Source organism: Pseudomonas maumuensis (assembly GCF_019139675.1).
GTDB lineage: Bacteria > Pseudomonadota > Gammaproteobacteria > Pseudomonadales > Pseudomonadaceae > Aquipseudomonas > Aquipseudomonas maumuensis.
On sequence record NZ_CP077077.1, the window covers coordinates 4,071,703 to 4,087,629 of the forward strand.

At 65.1% G+C, this 15,927-nt stretch carries 14 protein-coding genes and 4 tRNA genes; all 18 read right to left on the reverse strand.

Annotated elements, in window-relative coordinates; genetic code table 11:
- Positions 1-11 precede the first annotated feature (11 nt).
- The 18 genes from KSS90_RS18115 to KSS90_RS18200 all read right to left on the reverse strand — a co-directional run bounded on the left by KSS90_RS18115 (position 12) and on the right by KSS90_RS18200 (position 15,916).
- Positions 12-88: transfer RNA gene (locus KSS90_RS18115), tRNA-Asp, on the reverse strand.
- 139 nt (positions 89-227) lie between these two features.
- A tRNA-Asp gene (locus KSS90_RS18120) sits at positions 228-304 on the reverse strand.
- Positions 305-387: 83 nt separating this feature from the next.
- Positions 388-464: transfer RNA gene (locus KSS90_RS18125), tRNA-Asp, on the reverse strand.
- Positions 465-545: 81 nt separating this feature from the next.
- Positions 546-621 (reverse strand) — tRNA-Val (locus tag KSS90_RS18130).
- Positions 622-831: 210 nt separating this feature from the next.
- On the reverse strand, positions 832-1,605 hold the full coding sequence (locus KSS90_RS18135) for an SDR family oxidoreductase (protein WP_217866688.1): 774 nt from the start codon (positions 1,603-1,605) through the stop codon (positions 832-834).
- Complete coding sequence (locus tag KSS90_RS18140; protein ID WP_217866689.1) at positions 1,602-2,813, reverse strand: O-succinylhomoserine sulfhydrylase; 1,212 nt, start codon at positions 2,811-2,813, stop codon at positions 1,602-1,604. The genes KSS90_RS18135 and KSS90_RS18140 overlap by 4 nt, the downstream gene beginning before the upstream one ends.
- A gap of 15 nt (positions 2,814-2,828) precedes the next feature.
- Positions 2,829-4,334, reverse strand: coding sequence for an amidophosphoribosyltransferase (gene purF, locus KSS90_RS18145; protein ID WP_023631895.1), 1,506 nt, complete (start codon positions 4,332-4,334; stop codon positions 2,829-2,831).
- Positions 4,335-4,376: 42 nt separating this feature from the next.
- Positions 4,377-4,931, reverse strand: coding sequence for a CvpA family protein (locus tag KSS90_RS18150; protein WP_038706536.1), 555 nt, complete (start codon positions 4,929-4,931; stop codon positions 4,377-4,379).
- Positions 4,932-5,117: 186 nt separating this feature from the next.
- Positions 5,118-5,795, reverse strand: coding sequence for an SPOR domain-containing protein (locus KSS90_RS18155; protein WP_217866690.1), 678 nt, complete (start codon positions 5,793-5,795; stop codon positions 5,118-5,120).
- Positions 5,779-7,086, reverse strand: coding sequence for a bifunctional tetrahydrofolate synthase/dihydrofolate synthase (gene folC / locus KSS90_RS18160; protein ID WP_217866691.1), 1,308 nt, complete (start codon positions 7,084-7,086; stop codon positions 5,779-5,781). Before folC ends, KSS90_RS18155 begins: the two co-directional genes overlap by 17 nt.
- Positions 7,086-7,979, reverse strand: a complete 894-nt coding sequence (gene accD, locus KSS90_RS18165; protein ID WP_028690439.1) for an acetyl-CoA carboxylase, carboxyltransferase subunit beta — start codon at positions 7,977-7,979, stop codon at positions 7,086-7,088. The genes folC and accD overlap by 1 nt, the downstream gene beginning before the upstream one ends.
- 208 nt (positions 7,980-8,187) lie before the next feature.
- On the reverse strand, positions 8,188-8,808 hold the full coding sequence (locus KSS90_RS18170; protein ID WP_217866692.1) for a phosphoribosylanthranilate isomerase: 621 nt from the start codon (positions 8,806-8,808) through the stop codon (positions 8,188-8,190).
- Between the two features lie 59 nt (positions 8,809-8,867).
- Positions 8,868-9,722 carry a tRNA pseudouridine(38-40) synthase TruA gene (truA, locus tag KSS90_RS18175; protein ID WP_110739883.1) on the reverse strand — a complete coding sequence of 285 codons (855 nt, stop codon included), beginning with the start codon at positions 9,720-9,722 and terminating at the stop codon, positions 8,868-8,870.
- 135 nt (positions 9,723-9,857) lie between these two features.
- Complete coding sequence (locus KSS90_RS18180; protein ID WP_217866693.1) at positions 9,858-12,494, reverse strand: FimV/HubP family polar landmark protein; 2,637 nt, start codon at positions 12,492-12,494, stop codon at positions 9,858-9,860.
- Positions 12,495-12,565: 71 nt separating this feature from the next.
- Entirely contained in the window at positions 12,566-13,573 is a 1,008-nt protein-coding gene (locus KSS90_RS18185) for an aspartate-semialdehyde dehydrogenase (RefSeq protein WP_217866694.1), read from the reverse strand.
- 87 nt (positions 13,574-13,660) lie between these two features.
- Complete coding sequence (locus KSS90_RS18190) at positions 13,661-14,449, reverse strand: PhzF family phenazine biosynthesis protein (protein ID WP_217866695.1); 789 nt, start codon at positions 14,447-14,449, stop codon at positions 13,661-13,663.
- Positions 14,450-14,498: 49 nt separating this feature from the next.
- Positions 14,499-15,437, reverse strand: a complete 939-nt coding sequence (locus tag KSS90_RS18195) for a 2-hydroxyacid dehydrogenase (RefSeq protein ID WP_217866696.1) — start codon at positions 15,435-15,437, stop codon at positions 14,499-14,501.
- Between the two features lie 53 nt (positions 15,438-15,490).
- Positions 15,491-15,916 carry a hypothetical protein gene (locus tag KSS90_RS18200; protein ID WP_217866697.1) on the reverse strand — a complete coding sequence of 142 codons (426 nt, stop codon included), beginning with the start codon at positions 15,914-15,916 and terminating at the stop codon, positions 15,491-15,493.
- Positions 15,917-15,927: the final 11 nt, after the last annotated feature.

Here is a 15,927-nt window from a genome sequence, read left to right on the forward strand (position 1 = left end):
CGAGGCGAAGATGGCGCAGCGGACGGGACTCGAACCCGCGACCCCCGGCGTGACAGGCCGGTATTCTAACCGACTGAACTACCGCTGCGTATCGTTCGGGCTTGCACCCGATTGAAACTGGGATCTGAGCTTTCAAGCGCTACAGCGCGAAAGCCAGGAACAAAAAAGGCGACTTATAATCGCCTTTTCTGCTTGCCTTGAGCGTTCATGGGGCTCTTGGCGAAAGATGGCGCAGCGGACGGGACTCGAACCCGCGACCCCCGGCGTGACAGGCCGGTATTCTAACCGACTGAACTACCGCTGCGTATCGTTCAGGCTTGCGCCTGATTGAAACTGGGATCTGGCCTTTCGGCCTCAGACCGGTGCAAGCACCCATCTGGAATAAAATGGCGCGGCGGACGGGACTCGAACCCGCGACCCCCGGCGTGACAGGCCGGTATTCTAACCGACTGAACTACCGCCGCGCAGTGCTGGACTTGCGTCCTGTTTCTCTCTGCCAGAGCGCTTCTTGCAAAGCACCTTGGACCAGAAACGTTCTCAGGAAGTGGTGGGTGATGACGGGATCGAACCGCCGACCCTCTGCTTGTAAGGCAGATGCTCTCCCGGCTGAGCTAATCACCCCCGCGATGTTGCTTGTTGCGTTTGCTTCGCTGAGGCCGCGAAATTTACGCAGGTACCGATGCTAAGTCAATACCCCCATTGAAGTTTTTTTCAAAAAGGGGAAAAAGAAGCTGCAAGCTTGAAGCTGCCCTCACTACTGTATTCGACCCAGATAACGACAAAGGGGACCTCACGGTCCCCTCTTGCAGCTTGAGGCTGATAGCTTGCCGCTCAGGTGTAGATCATCTTGCGGGTCATCCCGCCATCGACCACGAATTCCTGGCCGGTGACGAACCCCGCCTGACGCGACAGCAGCCACGCGACCAGTGCGGCCACATCCTCCACCGTCCCTACCCTGCCCGTCGGATGCTGGGCATGATCAGCCTCGGACAAGGGCTCGGCACGCCGCTGTGAAGGGTCGCGGGCATCGATCCAGCCCGGGCTGACCGCATTGACGCGGATCTCCGGCCCCAGGCTCATGGCCAGGGCGTGGGTCAAGGCGACCAGCCCGCCCTTGCTGGCGGCATAGGCCTCGGTATCCGGCTCGGACTGCCGGGCGCGGGTCGAGGTAAGGTTGACGATCGCACCACCATGGGCGCGCAGGTAAGGTGCGCAGTGCTTGGCCAGCAGCATCGGGCCATTGAGGTTGACCGCCAGCACCCGGTTCCACTGCGACAGGGACAAACTCTCCAACGTCTGGTTGTGCGGATTGGCGATCGCCGCGTTGCATACCAGCGCGTCCAGCCGGCCAAACTGCCCGAGCACCTCGGAGACCCCGGCACTGACCTGGGCCTCGTCGGCGACATCCATGGTGATGAACAAGGCATTGTCGCCCAGGGCCTTGGCGACCTTGGCGCCACGCGCGCGGTCCAGGTCGCCGAGCACCACCTGCCAGCCCTCGCAGATCAACCAGGCGGCGATGCCCAGGCCGATGCCGCGGGCGGCACCGGTCACCAGGGCCACCCGACCATTATGGCCAGGCTCGCCACCCTTCCAGTCGATCACAGCGCCGCCAGGCCGCGGGCCAGGTCGGCTTGCAGGTCGGCCACGTCTTCCAGACCGACCGCCACGCGCACCAGGCTGTCGCGGATACCCGCCGCTTCACGCTCCTGCGGCGTCAGACGGCCGTGGGAGGTGGTCGCCGGGTGTGCGATGGTGGTCTTGCTGTCACCGAGGTTGGTAGTGATCGAGATCACCCGGGTGGCGTCGATGAAGCGCCAGGCGCCTTCCTTGCCGCCCTTCACCTCGAAGCTCACCACCGCGCCGAAGCCGCTCATCTGGCGCTTGGCCAGTTCATGCTGCGGATGGCTCGACAGGCCGGCGTAGTGGACCTTCTCGATACCTTCCTGCTGCTCGAGCCACTCGGCCAGCGCCTGGGCGCTCTCGCAGTGGGCGCGCATGCGCAGCTTGAGGGTCTCCAGGCCCTTGGTGAAGACCCAGGCGTTGAACGGGCTGAGGGTCGGGCCGGCAGTGCGCAGGAAGCCCACGACTTCCTTCATCTGCTCGCTACGACCGGCCACCACGCCGCCCATGCAACGGCCCTGGCCGTCGATGAACTTGGTCGCCGAATGGAACACGATGTCGGCGCCGAGCTTGAGCGGTTGCTGCAAGGCCGGGGTGCTGAAGCAGTTATCCACCACCAGCAGCGCGCCACGGGCGTGGGCGATTTCGGCCAGGGCGCTGATATCGACCAGCTCGGCCAGCGGGTTGGAAGGCGACTCGACGACCAGCAGCTTGGTGTTGGCCTTGATGGCCTTTTCCCAGCCGCCCAGGTCGACCAGTGGCACGTAGTCCACCTGCACGCCGAACCGCTTGAAATACTTCTCGAACAGGCTGATGGTCGAGCCGAACACGCTCTGCGACACCAGCACATGGTCGCCGGCACTGCACAGCGACATGACCACGGCGAGGATCGCCGCCATGCCGGTGGAGGTGGCCACGGCCTGCTCGGCGCCTTCCATGGCCGCCAGGCGCTCCTCGAAGGCGCGCACGGTGGGGTTGGTGTAGCGCGAATAGACGTTGCCCGGCGTTTCGCCGGCAAAGCGCGCGGCAGCGTCGGCGGCCGTGCGGAAGACATAGCTGGAGGTCAGGAACAGCGCTTCGCTGTGCTCGGCCTCCGGTGTACGGTTCTGACCGGCGCGCACCGCCAGGGTGTCGAAACCGACACCCTCGAGGTCACTGTCCAGTCGACCGGCATCCCATTGTTCGGTCATGCCGTCGCTCCCAAATCAGTTGTTGTACAGGTCGATGATCGCGCTGACAGCCTGGGTCTTCACCTTGGCCAGGTCATTACGGGCCTGCTCGATGCGGTCGAGGTAGGCTTCGTCGATATCGCCGGTGACATACTCACCGTTGAACACCGCGCAATCGAAATGCTCGATCTTGATCTTGCCGCCACCGACCGATTCGATCAGGTCCGGCAGGTCCTGATAGATCAGCCAGTCGGCGCCGATCAACTCGGCCACCTGTTCGGTGGTACGGTTGTGGGCGATCAGTTCGTGAGCGCTCGGCATGTCGATGCCGTAGACGTTGGGGTAGCGTACCGCAGGGGCCGCAGAGCAGAAGTAGACGTTCTTGGCGCCGGCTTCGCGGGCCATCTGGATGATCTGCTTGCAGGTGGTGCCGCGCACGATCGAGTCGTCCACCAGCATCACGTTCTTGCCGCGGAATTCCAGCTCGATGGCGTTGAGCTTCTGGCGCACCGACTTCTTGCGCGCGGCCTGGCCGGGCATGATGAAGGTACGGCCGATGTAGCGGTTCTTGACGAAGCCTTCGCGGAACTTGACGCCCAGGTGGTTGGCCAGTTCCAGCGCCGCGGTGCGGCTGGTGTCGGGGATCGGGATGACCACGTCGATGTCGTGGTCCGGGCGCTCGCGCTGGATCTTCTCGGCCAGCTTCTCGCCCATGCGCAGGCGCGCCTTGTACACCGAGACACCGTCGATGATCGAGTCCGGACGGGCCAGGTAGACGTGCTCGAAGATGCATGGCTGGAGTTTCGGGTTTTCGGCACACTGCTTGGTGAACATCTGGCCGCCTTCGGTGATGTACACCGCCTCGCCCGGCGCCAGGTCGCGGATCAGGGTGAAGCCGAGCACATCCAGGGCCACGCTTTCCGAGGCGATCATGTATTCGACGCCTTCGTCGGTGTGGCGCTGGCCGAACACCACCGGGCGGATGCCGTTGGGGTCGCGGAAACCGACGATACCGTAGCCGGTGATCATCGCCACCACCGCGTAGCCACCGACGCAGCGGCTGTGCACGTGGGAAACGGCGGCGAACACGTCTTCCTCGGTCGGCTGCAGCTTGCCGCGCACGGCCAGCTCGTGGGCGAACACGTTCAGCAGCACTTCGGAGTCGGAGTTGGTGTTGACGTGGCGCAGGTCGGACTCGTAGATCTCCTTGGCCAACTGCTCGACGTTGGTCAGGTTGCCGTTGTGCGCCAGGGTGATGCCGTACGGCGAGTTGACGTAGAACGGCTGGGCCTCGGCCGAGGTAGAGCTGCCGGCGGTCGGGTAACGCACGTGGCCGATGCCGATGCTGCCCACCAGGCGCTGCATGTGGCGCTGCTGGAAGACGTCGCGCACCAGGCCGTTATCCTTGCGCAGGAACAACCGGCCGTCGTGGCTGGTCACGATACCGGCAGCGTCCTGGCCGCGGTGCTGAAGCACGGTTAGCGCATCATACAGCGCCTGATTGACGTTCGACTTACCGACGATACCGACGATGCCACACATGCGACGCAACCCCTACTTTGATGAAACTTGAGTGAAGCGCGCTCAGGGCTTGGTCGGCCCGAGCAACTGCTCCTTGAACGGAAGGTCAACGGGTGCGCTGACCCCACTGGACATCCACTGGCCGCTGAACCCGAGTATGAGGTTCTTCGACCAATCGGCTACCAATAGAAATTGTGGTATCAGGCGCGATTCCTGCCACCACGGATCCTGTTGCACCGGCCCCAGGCTCAACAGCCCGACCGCTACCACTACCAGCAGCCCCCCGCGCGCGGCGCCGAAGGCCATGCCGAGGAAACGATCGGTGCCGGACAGCCCGGTCACGCGAATCAGCTCGCCGATGAGGAAATTGAGCATCGCCCCGACCAGCAGCGTGGCGACGAAAAGAATGGCGCAGCCGGCAATGACCCGTGCGGACGGCATCTGGATATAGCTTTCAAGATACTGCGCAAGCGAGCCGCCGAACATCCAGGCCACCGCACCGGCGACAATCCAGATGAGCAGGGACAAGGCTTCCTTGACGAAGCCGCGCTTGAGACTGATCAGTGAGGAAATGGCGATGATCGCGATGATCGCCCAATCAACCCAGGTAAATGCCACGGTGTTGCCTGCCGACGTTTGAGGCGGCGCATTTTACCAGAGCAAGGGGGCTTGAGGTAAGCGGAATGTCAGGTGTTTGAAGGGCTGCAGGCTGACTCTGGGGACAGCTTTACAGGCTTGAAACCATCGCGGTGCAAGCCCACGCCCACGCGGCAGGCGGGAGCCGGTTTGCCCCCGCAATGGATGTCAACCACGCTCCGGCTGGAAACGCACGACGATACCTTTCAGGTTCTGCTGACGATTGATCACGTCACGCAGGCGCTCGGCTTCTGCCCGCTCGATCAACGGCCCGACGAATACCCGGTTCAGGCCGTCCGCCGAACGGATATAGGCGTTGTAGCCCTGACTGCGCAGAGTCTTCTGCAGATTTTCGGCACCGGCCCGATTGGACAAGCTGGCCAACTGGATCGACCAGCTCACCGGCAGACCGTTGACGTCGATCTTCGAAGGCGCAGCGGGCTTGGCCGCAGCAGCGGCAGGCGCCACGCTCGGTGCAGGCGCCGGACGGGGATCGACCTTGGCAACCGGCGGAGCAGGCACAGGGGTTTGCGGTTTGGGCTGAGGCTGCGCCGCAGGTGCCGGGGTGATCGGCTGGCTCGGCGTAGCCACCGGTGCCGTGGACTCGTCGACCACCACTACAGGCTGGTCGTTCTGCTCCGGCAACGGTTGTGGCTCCGGCACCTGCACAGGCTCCACCTGCACCTGAGGCAGATTGGGCATGGCTGGCGCTTCCGGCGCCTCGACACGCACCTGGCGCATCTCGTCCTCGCGGGTGAACAGCATCGGCAGGAAGATCACCGCCAGCGCCACCAGCACCAGCGCACCGACCATGCGCTGCTTCATCCCTTTATCCAGCACTGCCATCTACTCCATCCTCGGAAACCTGCCGTTCAAGCCAGGCCAGGGCCTCGCCGACGCAGAAAAACGAACCGAACAGCAGGATCTGGTCATCCGCCGTCACCCGGGCGCACTGCCCTTCGAGGGCAGCCGCAACACTGGCGTAAGACTTCACCGTCGCACCGAGGTTCGTCAAGGCATCCGCCAGCTCCGCGGCCGGGCGGCTGCGCGGTGTGTCCAGGGGCGCCACCGCCCAGTCGTCGACCAGCGCCCGCAACGGGGCAATAACACCATCGAGGTCCTTGTCGGCGAGCAAGCCGAATATCGCCAGGCGCCGGCCTTTCACCGGGCGAGCCAACAGGCGGCGGGCCAGGTATTCGGCAGCGTGTGGATTGTGGCCGACATCCAGCAACAGCTCCACACGCTTGCCCTGGAATGACAGCCCACGCCGGTCGAGACGACCGGTGATACGCGTGTCCAGCAAGGCCTGACGAACCGTGCCGGCATCCCACGGCAGACCCATCAGCAGGAAGGCCTGCAACGCCAGCGCGGCGTTTTCCATGGGCAGGTCGAGCAACGGCAGGCCACCAAGCTCAACGGATGAACCGTCAAGTTGGCGACCGCGCCAGTGCCAATGTTCGGCGCCGCTCGTAAGGTCGAAATCACGCCCGCGCAGGAAGAACGGGCAATCCAGCTCGCGCACCTTGTCCAGCAAAGGCTGCGGCGGATCCAGGTCACCGCACAGCGCCGGCTTGCCTCGACGGAAGATCCCCGCCTTCTCATAGGCCACCGACTCGCGGCTATCGCCCAGGTAGTCGACGTGGTCGACACCGATACTGGTGACCAGCGCAATGTCGGCATCCACCAGGTTGACCGCGTCCAGCCGGCCACCCAGGCCGACCTCGAGCACCACCGCGTCCAGCGCGGACTGCTTGAACAGCCAGAACGCCGCCAGGGTGCCCATTTCGAAATAGGTCAGCGAGATCTCGCCGCGCGCTGCTTCCACGGCGGCAAACGCCTCGCACAGGCGCTCATCGCTGGCCTCGCAACCTTCGATCAGCACCCGCTCGTTGTAGCGCAGCAGATGCGGCGAACTGTACACCCCGACCTTGAGCCCCTGGGCGCGCAGCAATGCGGCCACGAAGGCGCAGGTCGAGCCTTTGCCGTTGGTGCCGGTCACCGTGACCACACGGGGCGCCAGCGTGCCCAGCCCCAGGCGCGTCAGCACCTGTTGCGAGCGCTCCAGGCCCATGTCGATGGCCGAAGGGTGCAACTGTTCGAGGTAGGCGAGCCAGTCGCCCAGGCTGCGCTGGTTCATCACGCGACCGCGGCGACCTCTTTGGCCGCTTCCGGGGTCGGCTGGCCAGTCATCTGCGCCAGCAGACGGGCCAGGCGCGGACGCAGCTCGTCGCGGGAGATGATCAGGTCGATGGCGCCGTGCTCCAGCAGGAACTCGCTGCGCTGGAAGCCTTCCGGCAATTTCTCGCGCACGGTCTGCTCGATCACCCGCGGACCGGCAAAGCCGATCAGCGCCTTCGGTTCGCCGACAATCACGTCGCCAAGCATCGCCAGGCTGGCGGAAACGCCGCCGTAGACCGGGTCGGTCAGCACCGAGATGAACGGAATGCCTTCTTCGCGCAGGCGCGCCAGCACGGCGGAGGTCTTGGCCATCTGCATCAGCGAGATCAGCGCTTCCTGCATGCGTGCGCCGCCGGAAGCGGAGAAGCAGACCATCGGGCAGCGATTTTCCAGGGCGTAGTTGGCGGCGCGCACGAAGCGCTCGCCGACGATGGCGCCCATCGAGCCACCCATGAAGGAGAACTCGAAGGCGCTGACCACGATCGGCATGCCCATCAGGGTGCCGCTCATGGAGATCAGCGCATCCTTCTCGCCGGTCTGCTTCTGCGCGGCGGTCAGGCGGTCCTTGTACTTCTTGCCGTCACGGAACTTCAGGCGGTCGACCGGTTCCAGGTCGGCACCCAGTTCGGCACGACCTTCTGGATCGAGGAAGATATCGATGCGCGCGCGGGCGCCAATACGCATGTGGTGGTTGCACTTAGGGCAGACGTCGAGGGTCTTTTCCAGCTCCGGGCGATACAGCACGGCTTCGCAGGACGGGCACTTGTGCCACAGCCCTTCCGGTACCGAGCTCTTCTTCACCTCGGAACGCATGATCGAAGGGATCAGTTTGTCTACCAACCAGTTGCTCATGCTTGCTTTCTCCAGTATTGGCCGGGGAGACCTTTGCGGCCCCGCCCTGCCCTTGAGCTCAAATTCTTTTGTAAAGCGACGATGGACCGACCTCGGGCCGCCCCACCTCCAATTCTTCCCCGGCATGCCCCGCGCTCTGGCGCGGCCTGGCAGCACCGGGCTGCGAAAGCTATGGACGATGGCGCGCGGCCAGCCGTCACATCCGCGTTCACGCGTGCTTGACCGCCTGCATGAAGGCTTCGATCTTTGCCCCATCCTTGATGCCCTTGGCCTGCTCCACTCCGCCGCTGACATCCACCGCATACGGGCGCACCTGGCGAATGGCCTCGGCAACGTTGTCGGCCGACAGGCCACCGGCAAGGATGATCGGCTTGCTCAGGCGTTGCGGAATCAGTGACCAGTCGAACGCTTCGCCGGTTCCTCCCGGCACGCCTGGTACATAGGCATCCAGCAGGATGCCGCGAGCGCCAGCGTAGTGCCGGCAGGCAGCCTCCAGGTCATCCCCCGGGCGCACCCGCAGGGCCTTGATCCAGGGGCGGTGGTAGCCCTCGCAATCGGCTGGGGTTTCATCGCCGTGGAACTGTAGCAGGTCCAGGGAAACCACTTCGAGGATCTCGTTGAGCTCGCAGCGCGAAGCGTTGACGAACAGCCCCACGGTGGTGACGAACGGCGGCAGCGCGTCGATGATCGCCCGCGCCTGGCGCACGTCCACCGCCCGCGGGCTTTTCGCATAAAAGACGAAACCGAGGGCGTCGGCGCCGGCCTCGACCGCAGCCAGGGCATCCTCGATGCGGGTAATCCCGCAGATCTTGCTGCGAACATTGCTCATGGACAGCGAACCTTGAGTGATCGGGAAAGCGCCGATGGTAGCAAATGACCTGTGCCCCGTCAGTCCGCCAGCGCCTCGTAACCGCTGAGAAAGTGTGGGCCGATGTAACGCTGCGGCAACGCGTACTCTTGCGGGTATTCCACCTGTACCAGGTACAGGCCGTACGGGTGCGCAGTCACCCCGCCCTCGCGGCGATTGCGCCCTTCCAGCACTTCGCGGGCCCACTCCACCGGACGCTCGCCGGCACCGATGGTCATCAGCACGCCGGCAATGTTGCGCACCATGTGGTGCAGGAACGCGGTGGCACGCACATCCAGCACGATCATCCGGCCATGCCGGGTCACACGCAGGTGGTGGATATGCTTGATCGGCGACTTGGCCTGACACTGGCTTGCGCGGAAGGCACTGAAGTCATGGGTGCCCAGCAGGTACTGCGCGGCCTCGGCCATGCGCTCGACGTCCAGCGGGCGGTGGTTCCAGGTGACCTCCTCGGCCAGGTGCGCCGGGCGGATCGGATCGTTGTAGATCACATAGCGATAGCGCCGCGCGGTGGCCTTGAAGCGGGCATGGAAATGCGCCGGCATGGGCGCCGACCAGACCACGCTGATGTCGTGGGGCAGGTTGAAGTTGGTGCCCAGGGTCCAGGCGCGCTCGTCGCGCACGGCGCGGGTGTCGAAATGCACGATCTGCCCGCAGCCATGGACGCCGGCATCGGTGCGCCCGGCGCAGATCACCGAGATAGGTTCGTTGGCCACCGTCGACAGCGCCTGTTCCAGAGCCTGCTGGACACTCGGCACGCCGCTGGCCTGGCGTTGCCAGCCGCGATAGCGCGAGCCTTTGTATTCAACGCCCAGAGCGATGCGGGTGTAGCCTTCGGCAGCCGATTCGGCGGCGGCGGTGTCGATGATGTCCAAGAGCGGCAAACCTGATGATGAAACGAAAGGCGGGAGTATACCGGCAAACCGTGCAGGGGCCGAAATGATCGCGGGGCAAGCCCGCCCCCACGGCTTGCGTGAAGGCAGGCTTGCCCCGCGATGTACAGCTTTGCCTCAGACCAGGCGCGAGAGCATCTCGTTGGCTTCCTGGCGCTGGCTGTCGTCGCCGTCCTTGACCACTTCGTCGAGGATGTCACGGGCGCCCTGATGGTCGCCCATGTCGATGTAGGCGCGGGCCAGGTCGAGCTTGGTGGCCACCTCGTCGGCACCGGAGAAGAAGTCGAAATCCAGATCGTCCAGTGGCTCAGGTTCCAGCGCCGCGTCCTCGGCGGTGAACTGCGGCTCGGGTTGTGCTGCCGGGACATCGAGGTTCTGCGACAGTTTGTCGAGCTCGGCGTTGACGTCGTCCAGCTCCGAGGCGAAGTTCTTCGCCGCCGGTGAATCGTCGTCCAGCGACAGCGACAGGTCGAAGTCCTCGGGCAGTTCCAGCTCGGAAATCGGATCGAACTCCGGAATGGCCTCGAAGGCCGCCAGTTCGGCCGCCACGTCCACCGGGGCTTCCTCGCTGCCAGTCGGAGCCACCGGCTCTTCGGCAACATCCAGGTCGAATTCGGCCAAGTCGTCGACATTTTGCGGTGTCGCCTGCGCCTGGGCGAGCAATGCCTCGAAGTCGTCGTCGGCATCGGTTTCGGCAACGGCGGGCGCAGCTTCGGCCTCGGGCGCCTCGACAACCAGGTCCTCGAGACCGGCCAGGTCGAGGTGGTCATCTACCGGCAGGTCATCGCCCAGACTCAGGTCGAAGGCGCTGTCCAGGTCGGCCTCTTCGACCACAGGCTCAGGCTCCGGCTCGGTCGCCACGACCGGCTCCACGACGAGCTCCGGCGCGCTTTCGCCCAGTTCCAGCTCCTTGTCCTGCAGCAGGTCCTGGACATACTGCTCATCCAGCTCGGCGGCCAGGGCCGCGGCCCCGGCAGCGCCTGCCGCCACCGCCGCGACACCCAGCATGGCCGGGAAGCGCTCCTTGAGCGCGGCGACCTCGGCCTGGTTCGCGTCGTTGACCGCCAGCTTGCGCTCCTGGCCAGCGAACGCGTCCTGGTCGCCCTGACGTGCGTAGACTTCCATCAGTTTCAAGCGCAGATCGCTGCGCTGCGGCTCGGAAGCCACCGCCGCTTCGAGCAGGTCGGCGGCATGGTTGAGGCGACCACGGGCCAGGCTTTCATCCACCTCGGCCAGCAACGCCGCGCGCGGATCAGCCGCTGGGGCGACGACCTCGGCGGGTGCCGCAGGCTTTTCCGCCGCAACGGCCGCAGCGGCCGAAGCCGCCACTACCGCAGGCGACAGAGTGACGCTTGGCGCCGACACATCCAGGCCTTCAAAACTGCTCGGCGGCAGGTCCAGGTCCGGGCCACGCTCACCATCCTCGGCCAAGGCACGGGCCATGCGCAGGTGTTTTTCAGCTTCCTGCTGAGCCTTGCGCTTGCGGGCCAGAAGCAGCAGCAACAGCAGCAGCACCAGGAACGCGGACCCGGCAATCAAACCGAGCAACAACGGGTTGCCTAGCAGTTGGTCGAACATGCCGGGCTCTTCGCTGGCCGGCGCCTCGGCTGCCGCGTCCTGTGGTGCGGTGTCGGCCGCGGCAGGCGCCGGGGTGACCACCGGCTCGGCAGGGGTCAGCTGCGCGTTCACGGCAGGTTGCGCCGGCGCCGGCTCGCCCGGCAGCGCCGCTGCCGGTGGCTGCGGCACCGCAGCGCCCTGGGCCTCCAGACGCGCCAATTGGTCGTTCTTCAGTTCGATCAGGCGCTGCAGCTTGTCCAGCTGGCTCTGCAGGTCGACCATCCGGCTCTTGAGTTCTTCGTTGTCGCGGCGGCTGGTGTCGAGGCTTTCCTGGGCCACGGCCAGCTTGTCGCCCAATGCCTTGGCCTCACCGGCCGCGCCCTTGGCGCCCGGCGTCACCAGACGCAGATTGTCGCCCTGGGCGATGCGCGCGGGTGCCGCGCCAGCTTCGCCACGGCGGGTGGCATCCAGCTGCCGCGCCCGCGGCCCAAGGCGACGGCCTTCACGCCAGGCGGCGTATTGCTCGGCGACTTCACGGTTGGCCTGGGCCTGGGGAATGCTCTGCACCTGCTGCTGATCGGGCAGGCGCAGCACCTGGCCGGTCTTGAGCTGGTTGATGTTGTTGCCGATGAAGGCATCCGGGTTCAGTGCCTGGATGGCCAGCATGGTCTGCTGGATCGAACCGCCGTTGGTGTTGCGCGCGGCGATCTGCCAAAGGGTGTCGCGGCGCTTGGTGGTGTAGCTGCCCGCACTGACCGCCGGGTTGATACCAGCCTGAGTCGGCTGGCTGCCCTGGGCCTGAGCCTGGTCGAGCAGCACACTGTAGTCGCGCAGCAGACGGCCCTGGGGCCACATGACCTGCACCAGGAACTTGACCACCGGCTCCGGCAGCGCCTTGCTGGAGGTAACCCGCAGCACGCTCTTGCCGTTGGGGTTGATCACCGGCGTGAAGGTGAGGTCTTCGAGATAAGACGGGAAGGCCACCCCGGCCTTGGCGAACTCTTCCGGCGACGCCAGGCTTGGCGCCATTTCCGCCGCGGTGAGGTCGCGCACGTCGAGCAGTTCGATCTCGGCATCCAGCGGCTGGTTCTGCGCCGACTTGAGGGTCAGCTCGCCCAACCCCAGTGCGTTCGCCACGCCGGACGACAGCGCCGAGGCTGCCGCGATGGCCAGAACCAGTTTGCGAATTCGAAGCATGAACTCTTCCCTTGTATGAAACGTCCCGAAAACCCTGGTGTGGTGCAGGACAAAATAGCTCGCAGTATCTTTTACGCCATGTGTTTTATCAACAATTGTGCCGCCTGCACGGCGTTCAGCGCCGCGCCCTTGCGCACATTGTCGGTGGTCAGCCACAGATTGAGCTGCTGGTCTTCATCGACACCATGGCGTACACGTCCAACATAGACCACGTCCTGACCCACCGCGTCACCCACGGGCGTCGGATAGTCACCCGGCTCGACCAGCTCGATGCCGTCTGCGGCCTCCAGCGCGGCGTTGATGGCCGCCAGGTCGACCGAGCGACGGCTCTGCACCGCCACACTGAAGCTATCGCCGAAAAACACCGGGACTTGAATGCAGGTCACGGAAATCTTCAATTGCGGCAGGTCCAGCACCTGGCGCAGTTCGCTGACCAGACGGCGCTCCACACTCGTGTGACCCTGCTCATCGGGCATACCGACCTGGGGCAACAGGTTGAAGGCTACCTGACGATCGAAGAAACGCGGCTCCAGCGGACGTGCGTTAAGCAGTTCGGCGGTCTGCCGGGCGAGCTCGCTGACCGCCTCCCTGCCTTGTTCCGAAACCGCCAGGCAGGCGTTGACCTGTACGCGCTCGATATCGAGCAGCCCCCTGAGTGGCGCCAGCGCCACGGCCAGTGCCACCGCGCCGGCGCTCGGGCTGGTGATCAGCGCGGGTTGCGCCAGCTCGCCGATGCGCTCGCCATTGGCTTCCGGAACCAGCGCGGTGGCACCGTCCAGGGCGCCAGACAGGTCGATCACTGTGCAACCGGCAGCAGTCGCCTTGGGCGCGAAGCTGAGACTGACGGCCGGGCTGGCGGCGAAGAACACCAGCTGGACCTGGGTGAAGTCGAAACTGTCCACTTCGCGGACTTTCAGCTTCTTGCCCGCGAACATGACGCTGCTGCCAGCGGATTCCATGCTGGCCAGCAGATGCAGGGTGGAGACCGGGAAGGCCACTTCCTCGAGAATCTGGACGAGGGATTCACCGACGGTGCCGGTGGCGCCAACTACGGCAATGTCTAGGGCGGTGGTGGTCATGAGATCGGTTCCTTCTGCGGGGGTACGGCGAGGGAGCGGCACTTTACTTGGATTGCCAAGAGGGAGATAGCTTCAGGCTCGGTGCAATCAAACAAAAATCGTCCCTCGCAAGTAAAGCGCCCCCCGCCCGCTGATGATCACCCGCCCATTCCCGGGCAAATCGCACTGCAACTGCCCCTTGCGCGCCCCACCCTGCTCACAGCGCAAACTGCGCTTGCCCAGGCGCTGCGCCCAATAAGGCACCAACGAGGTATGCGCCGACCCGGTTACCGGGTCTTCATTCACGCCAACCCTGGGTCCGAACCACCGCGTGACGAAATCGAACCCGCGCCCAGCCGCGGTCACGGCAATCCCACGCACATCGAACGCCGACAACGCCACGAAGTCCGGCTTGAGCCCTTCAATCAGCGAGGCATCGTCGATGACCAACACGTAATCGTCCGTCCGGTACAACGCCCGGGCTTCGCGCAACCCGAGCGCCTCGAGCAACCCTTGCGGAATTTCGACGGCAACCGGTTGCTTGGCCGGGAAATCCATTGCCAGAAGACCATCGGCATTGCGCCAAACCCGAAGTTCCCCGCTGCGGGTATTGAAGCGCAGAACCTCGGCCTGTTCGCCCAGTTGCTCGAACAGCACCCAGGCCGCGGCCAATGTCGCATGCCCACACAGGTCGACCTCCACCGCCGGGGTGAACCAGCGCAAGTCGAACGCTTCGCCGTTACGCACGAAGTACGCTGTTTCGGACAGGTTGTTCTCTTCGGCGATGCGCTGCAGAACGTCGTCGGGCAGCCACTTCTGCAGGGGAATCACCGCCGCAGGATTGCCGCCGAACGGCACGGACGAAAAGGCATCGACCTGGAAGATCTCTAGTTGCATGCAAAGGCTCCTCAAGCCCGGCGCAGTGCCGGGTGGACTCGAAAAAGATTCAACCACGAACCGGGGTCAGCACCGGCTCGCCGGCAAAGAACGCCTGCAGGTTGCGCAACACCAGGCTCACGGTGTCGCGCGCCGCTTCCGGCGACTGCCCGGCTACATGCGGGGTCAGCACCGTGTTGCCCAGCGCCTTCAGCGCAGCGGGCACGGCCGGTTCGTCATCGAACACGTCCAGCGCCGCCCCCGCGATCACGCCCTGCTCCAGTGCCGCGACCAACGCCGTGGTGTCCACGACGCTGGCCCGAGCGATATTGACCAGGTAGCCCTCGGCACCCAGTGCCTCCAGCACCGGGGCATCGACCAGATGCCGGGTAGCAGCGCCGCCGGGCGTGGCGACCACCAGGATGTCCACGGCATCGGCCAGATGCAACGGGCTGTCGTACCAGGTGTACGCTTGGTCCCGGCGAGGTGTGCGGCTGTGGTAACTGACATTCATGTCGAAGCCCTGGCTAGCACGACGGGCGATGGCCTGGCCGACCGCACCCAGGCCGATGATGCCCAGACGCTTACCGCTGATCGAGGGGCTGATCACCCGGTTCCATTCGCCGCGCCGGGTACTGGCATCGGCACGCGGGATATCGCGCAACAGCGCCAGCAGCAACGCCATGGCGTGGTCGGCGACGGGACCGGCGTTTGCCCCAGCGCCATTGGTAACGGTAATACCGCGCGCTGCGGCAGCCTCGAGGTCGACCTGCTCGTAGCCGGCGCCGATCACGCAGATGATCTGGAGTTGGGTCAAAGTGGCAATTTCGTCGGCCGTGAGGCCCAGCGGACCGCGGGTGAGCACGGCGTCGATCTCGCCGGCATGCCGGACAATGGCGTCGGCGCGCATTTGTGGCGAAGGTGCGCGGATCAGCCGGTAGCCGGCTTGCTCCAGCAGCGGTAGGTAGTCATCGACGGTTTCCACCAGCACCAGGACTGTCTTGCTCATGCCACCCTCCGGTTGTATGCGAAGGGGGATTATGCCAGCCCGCCAGACAATCGCTACTGCGCGAACGCCCGACCCAAGCCGCCTGGCACGCCACTGCTGTCGGTGTCCTGCCAGGGCCCGTTAGGGCTCAGCGACCAGCTCCAGCCGTTGTTCCAGCGGTAATAGGTACGCTGGCGATAGAAGGTATTGGGTTGCTTTTCCAGCACATAGACCCCCAGCTTCGGGTCCCAGTGGCTGGCGCCACCGGGCGGCGGCGCGAAGCTGGCGGAGGTGCGTGGCATGGGCTTGGGAATCGCCGCCGGCTTGCTCGGCTGGGTACCGGGCTGGCCACCCGGCAGTGGCTTGACCACCGGCCCCTGGTGCGGCGGCGGCGTGGTCTCGATCGGCGGCAGCGGTTCACGCTCGCCCGGCTGGTGCACCGTACACGCGGAAAGACCCAGGGCCAGGGTGATCAGGGTCAAGCGGACGGTGCAGTTCATGACGGTTGCTC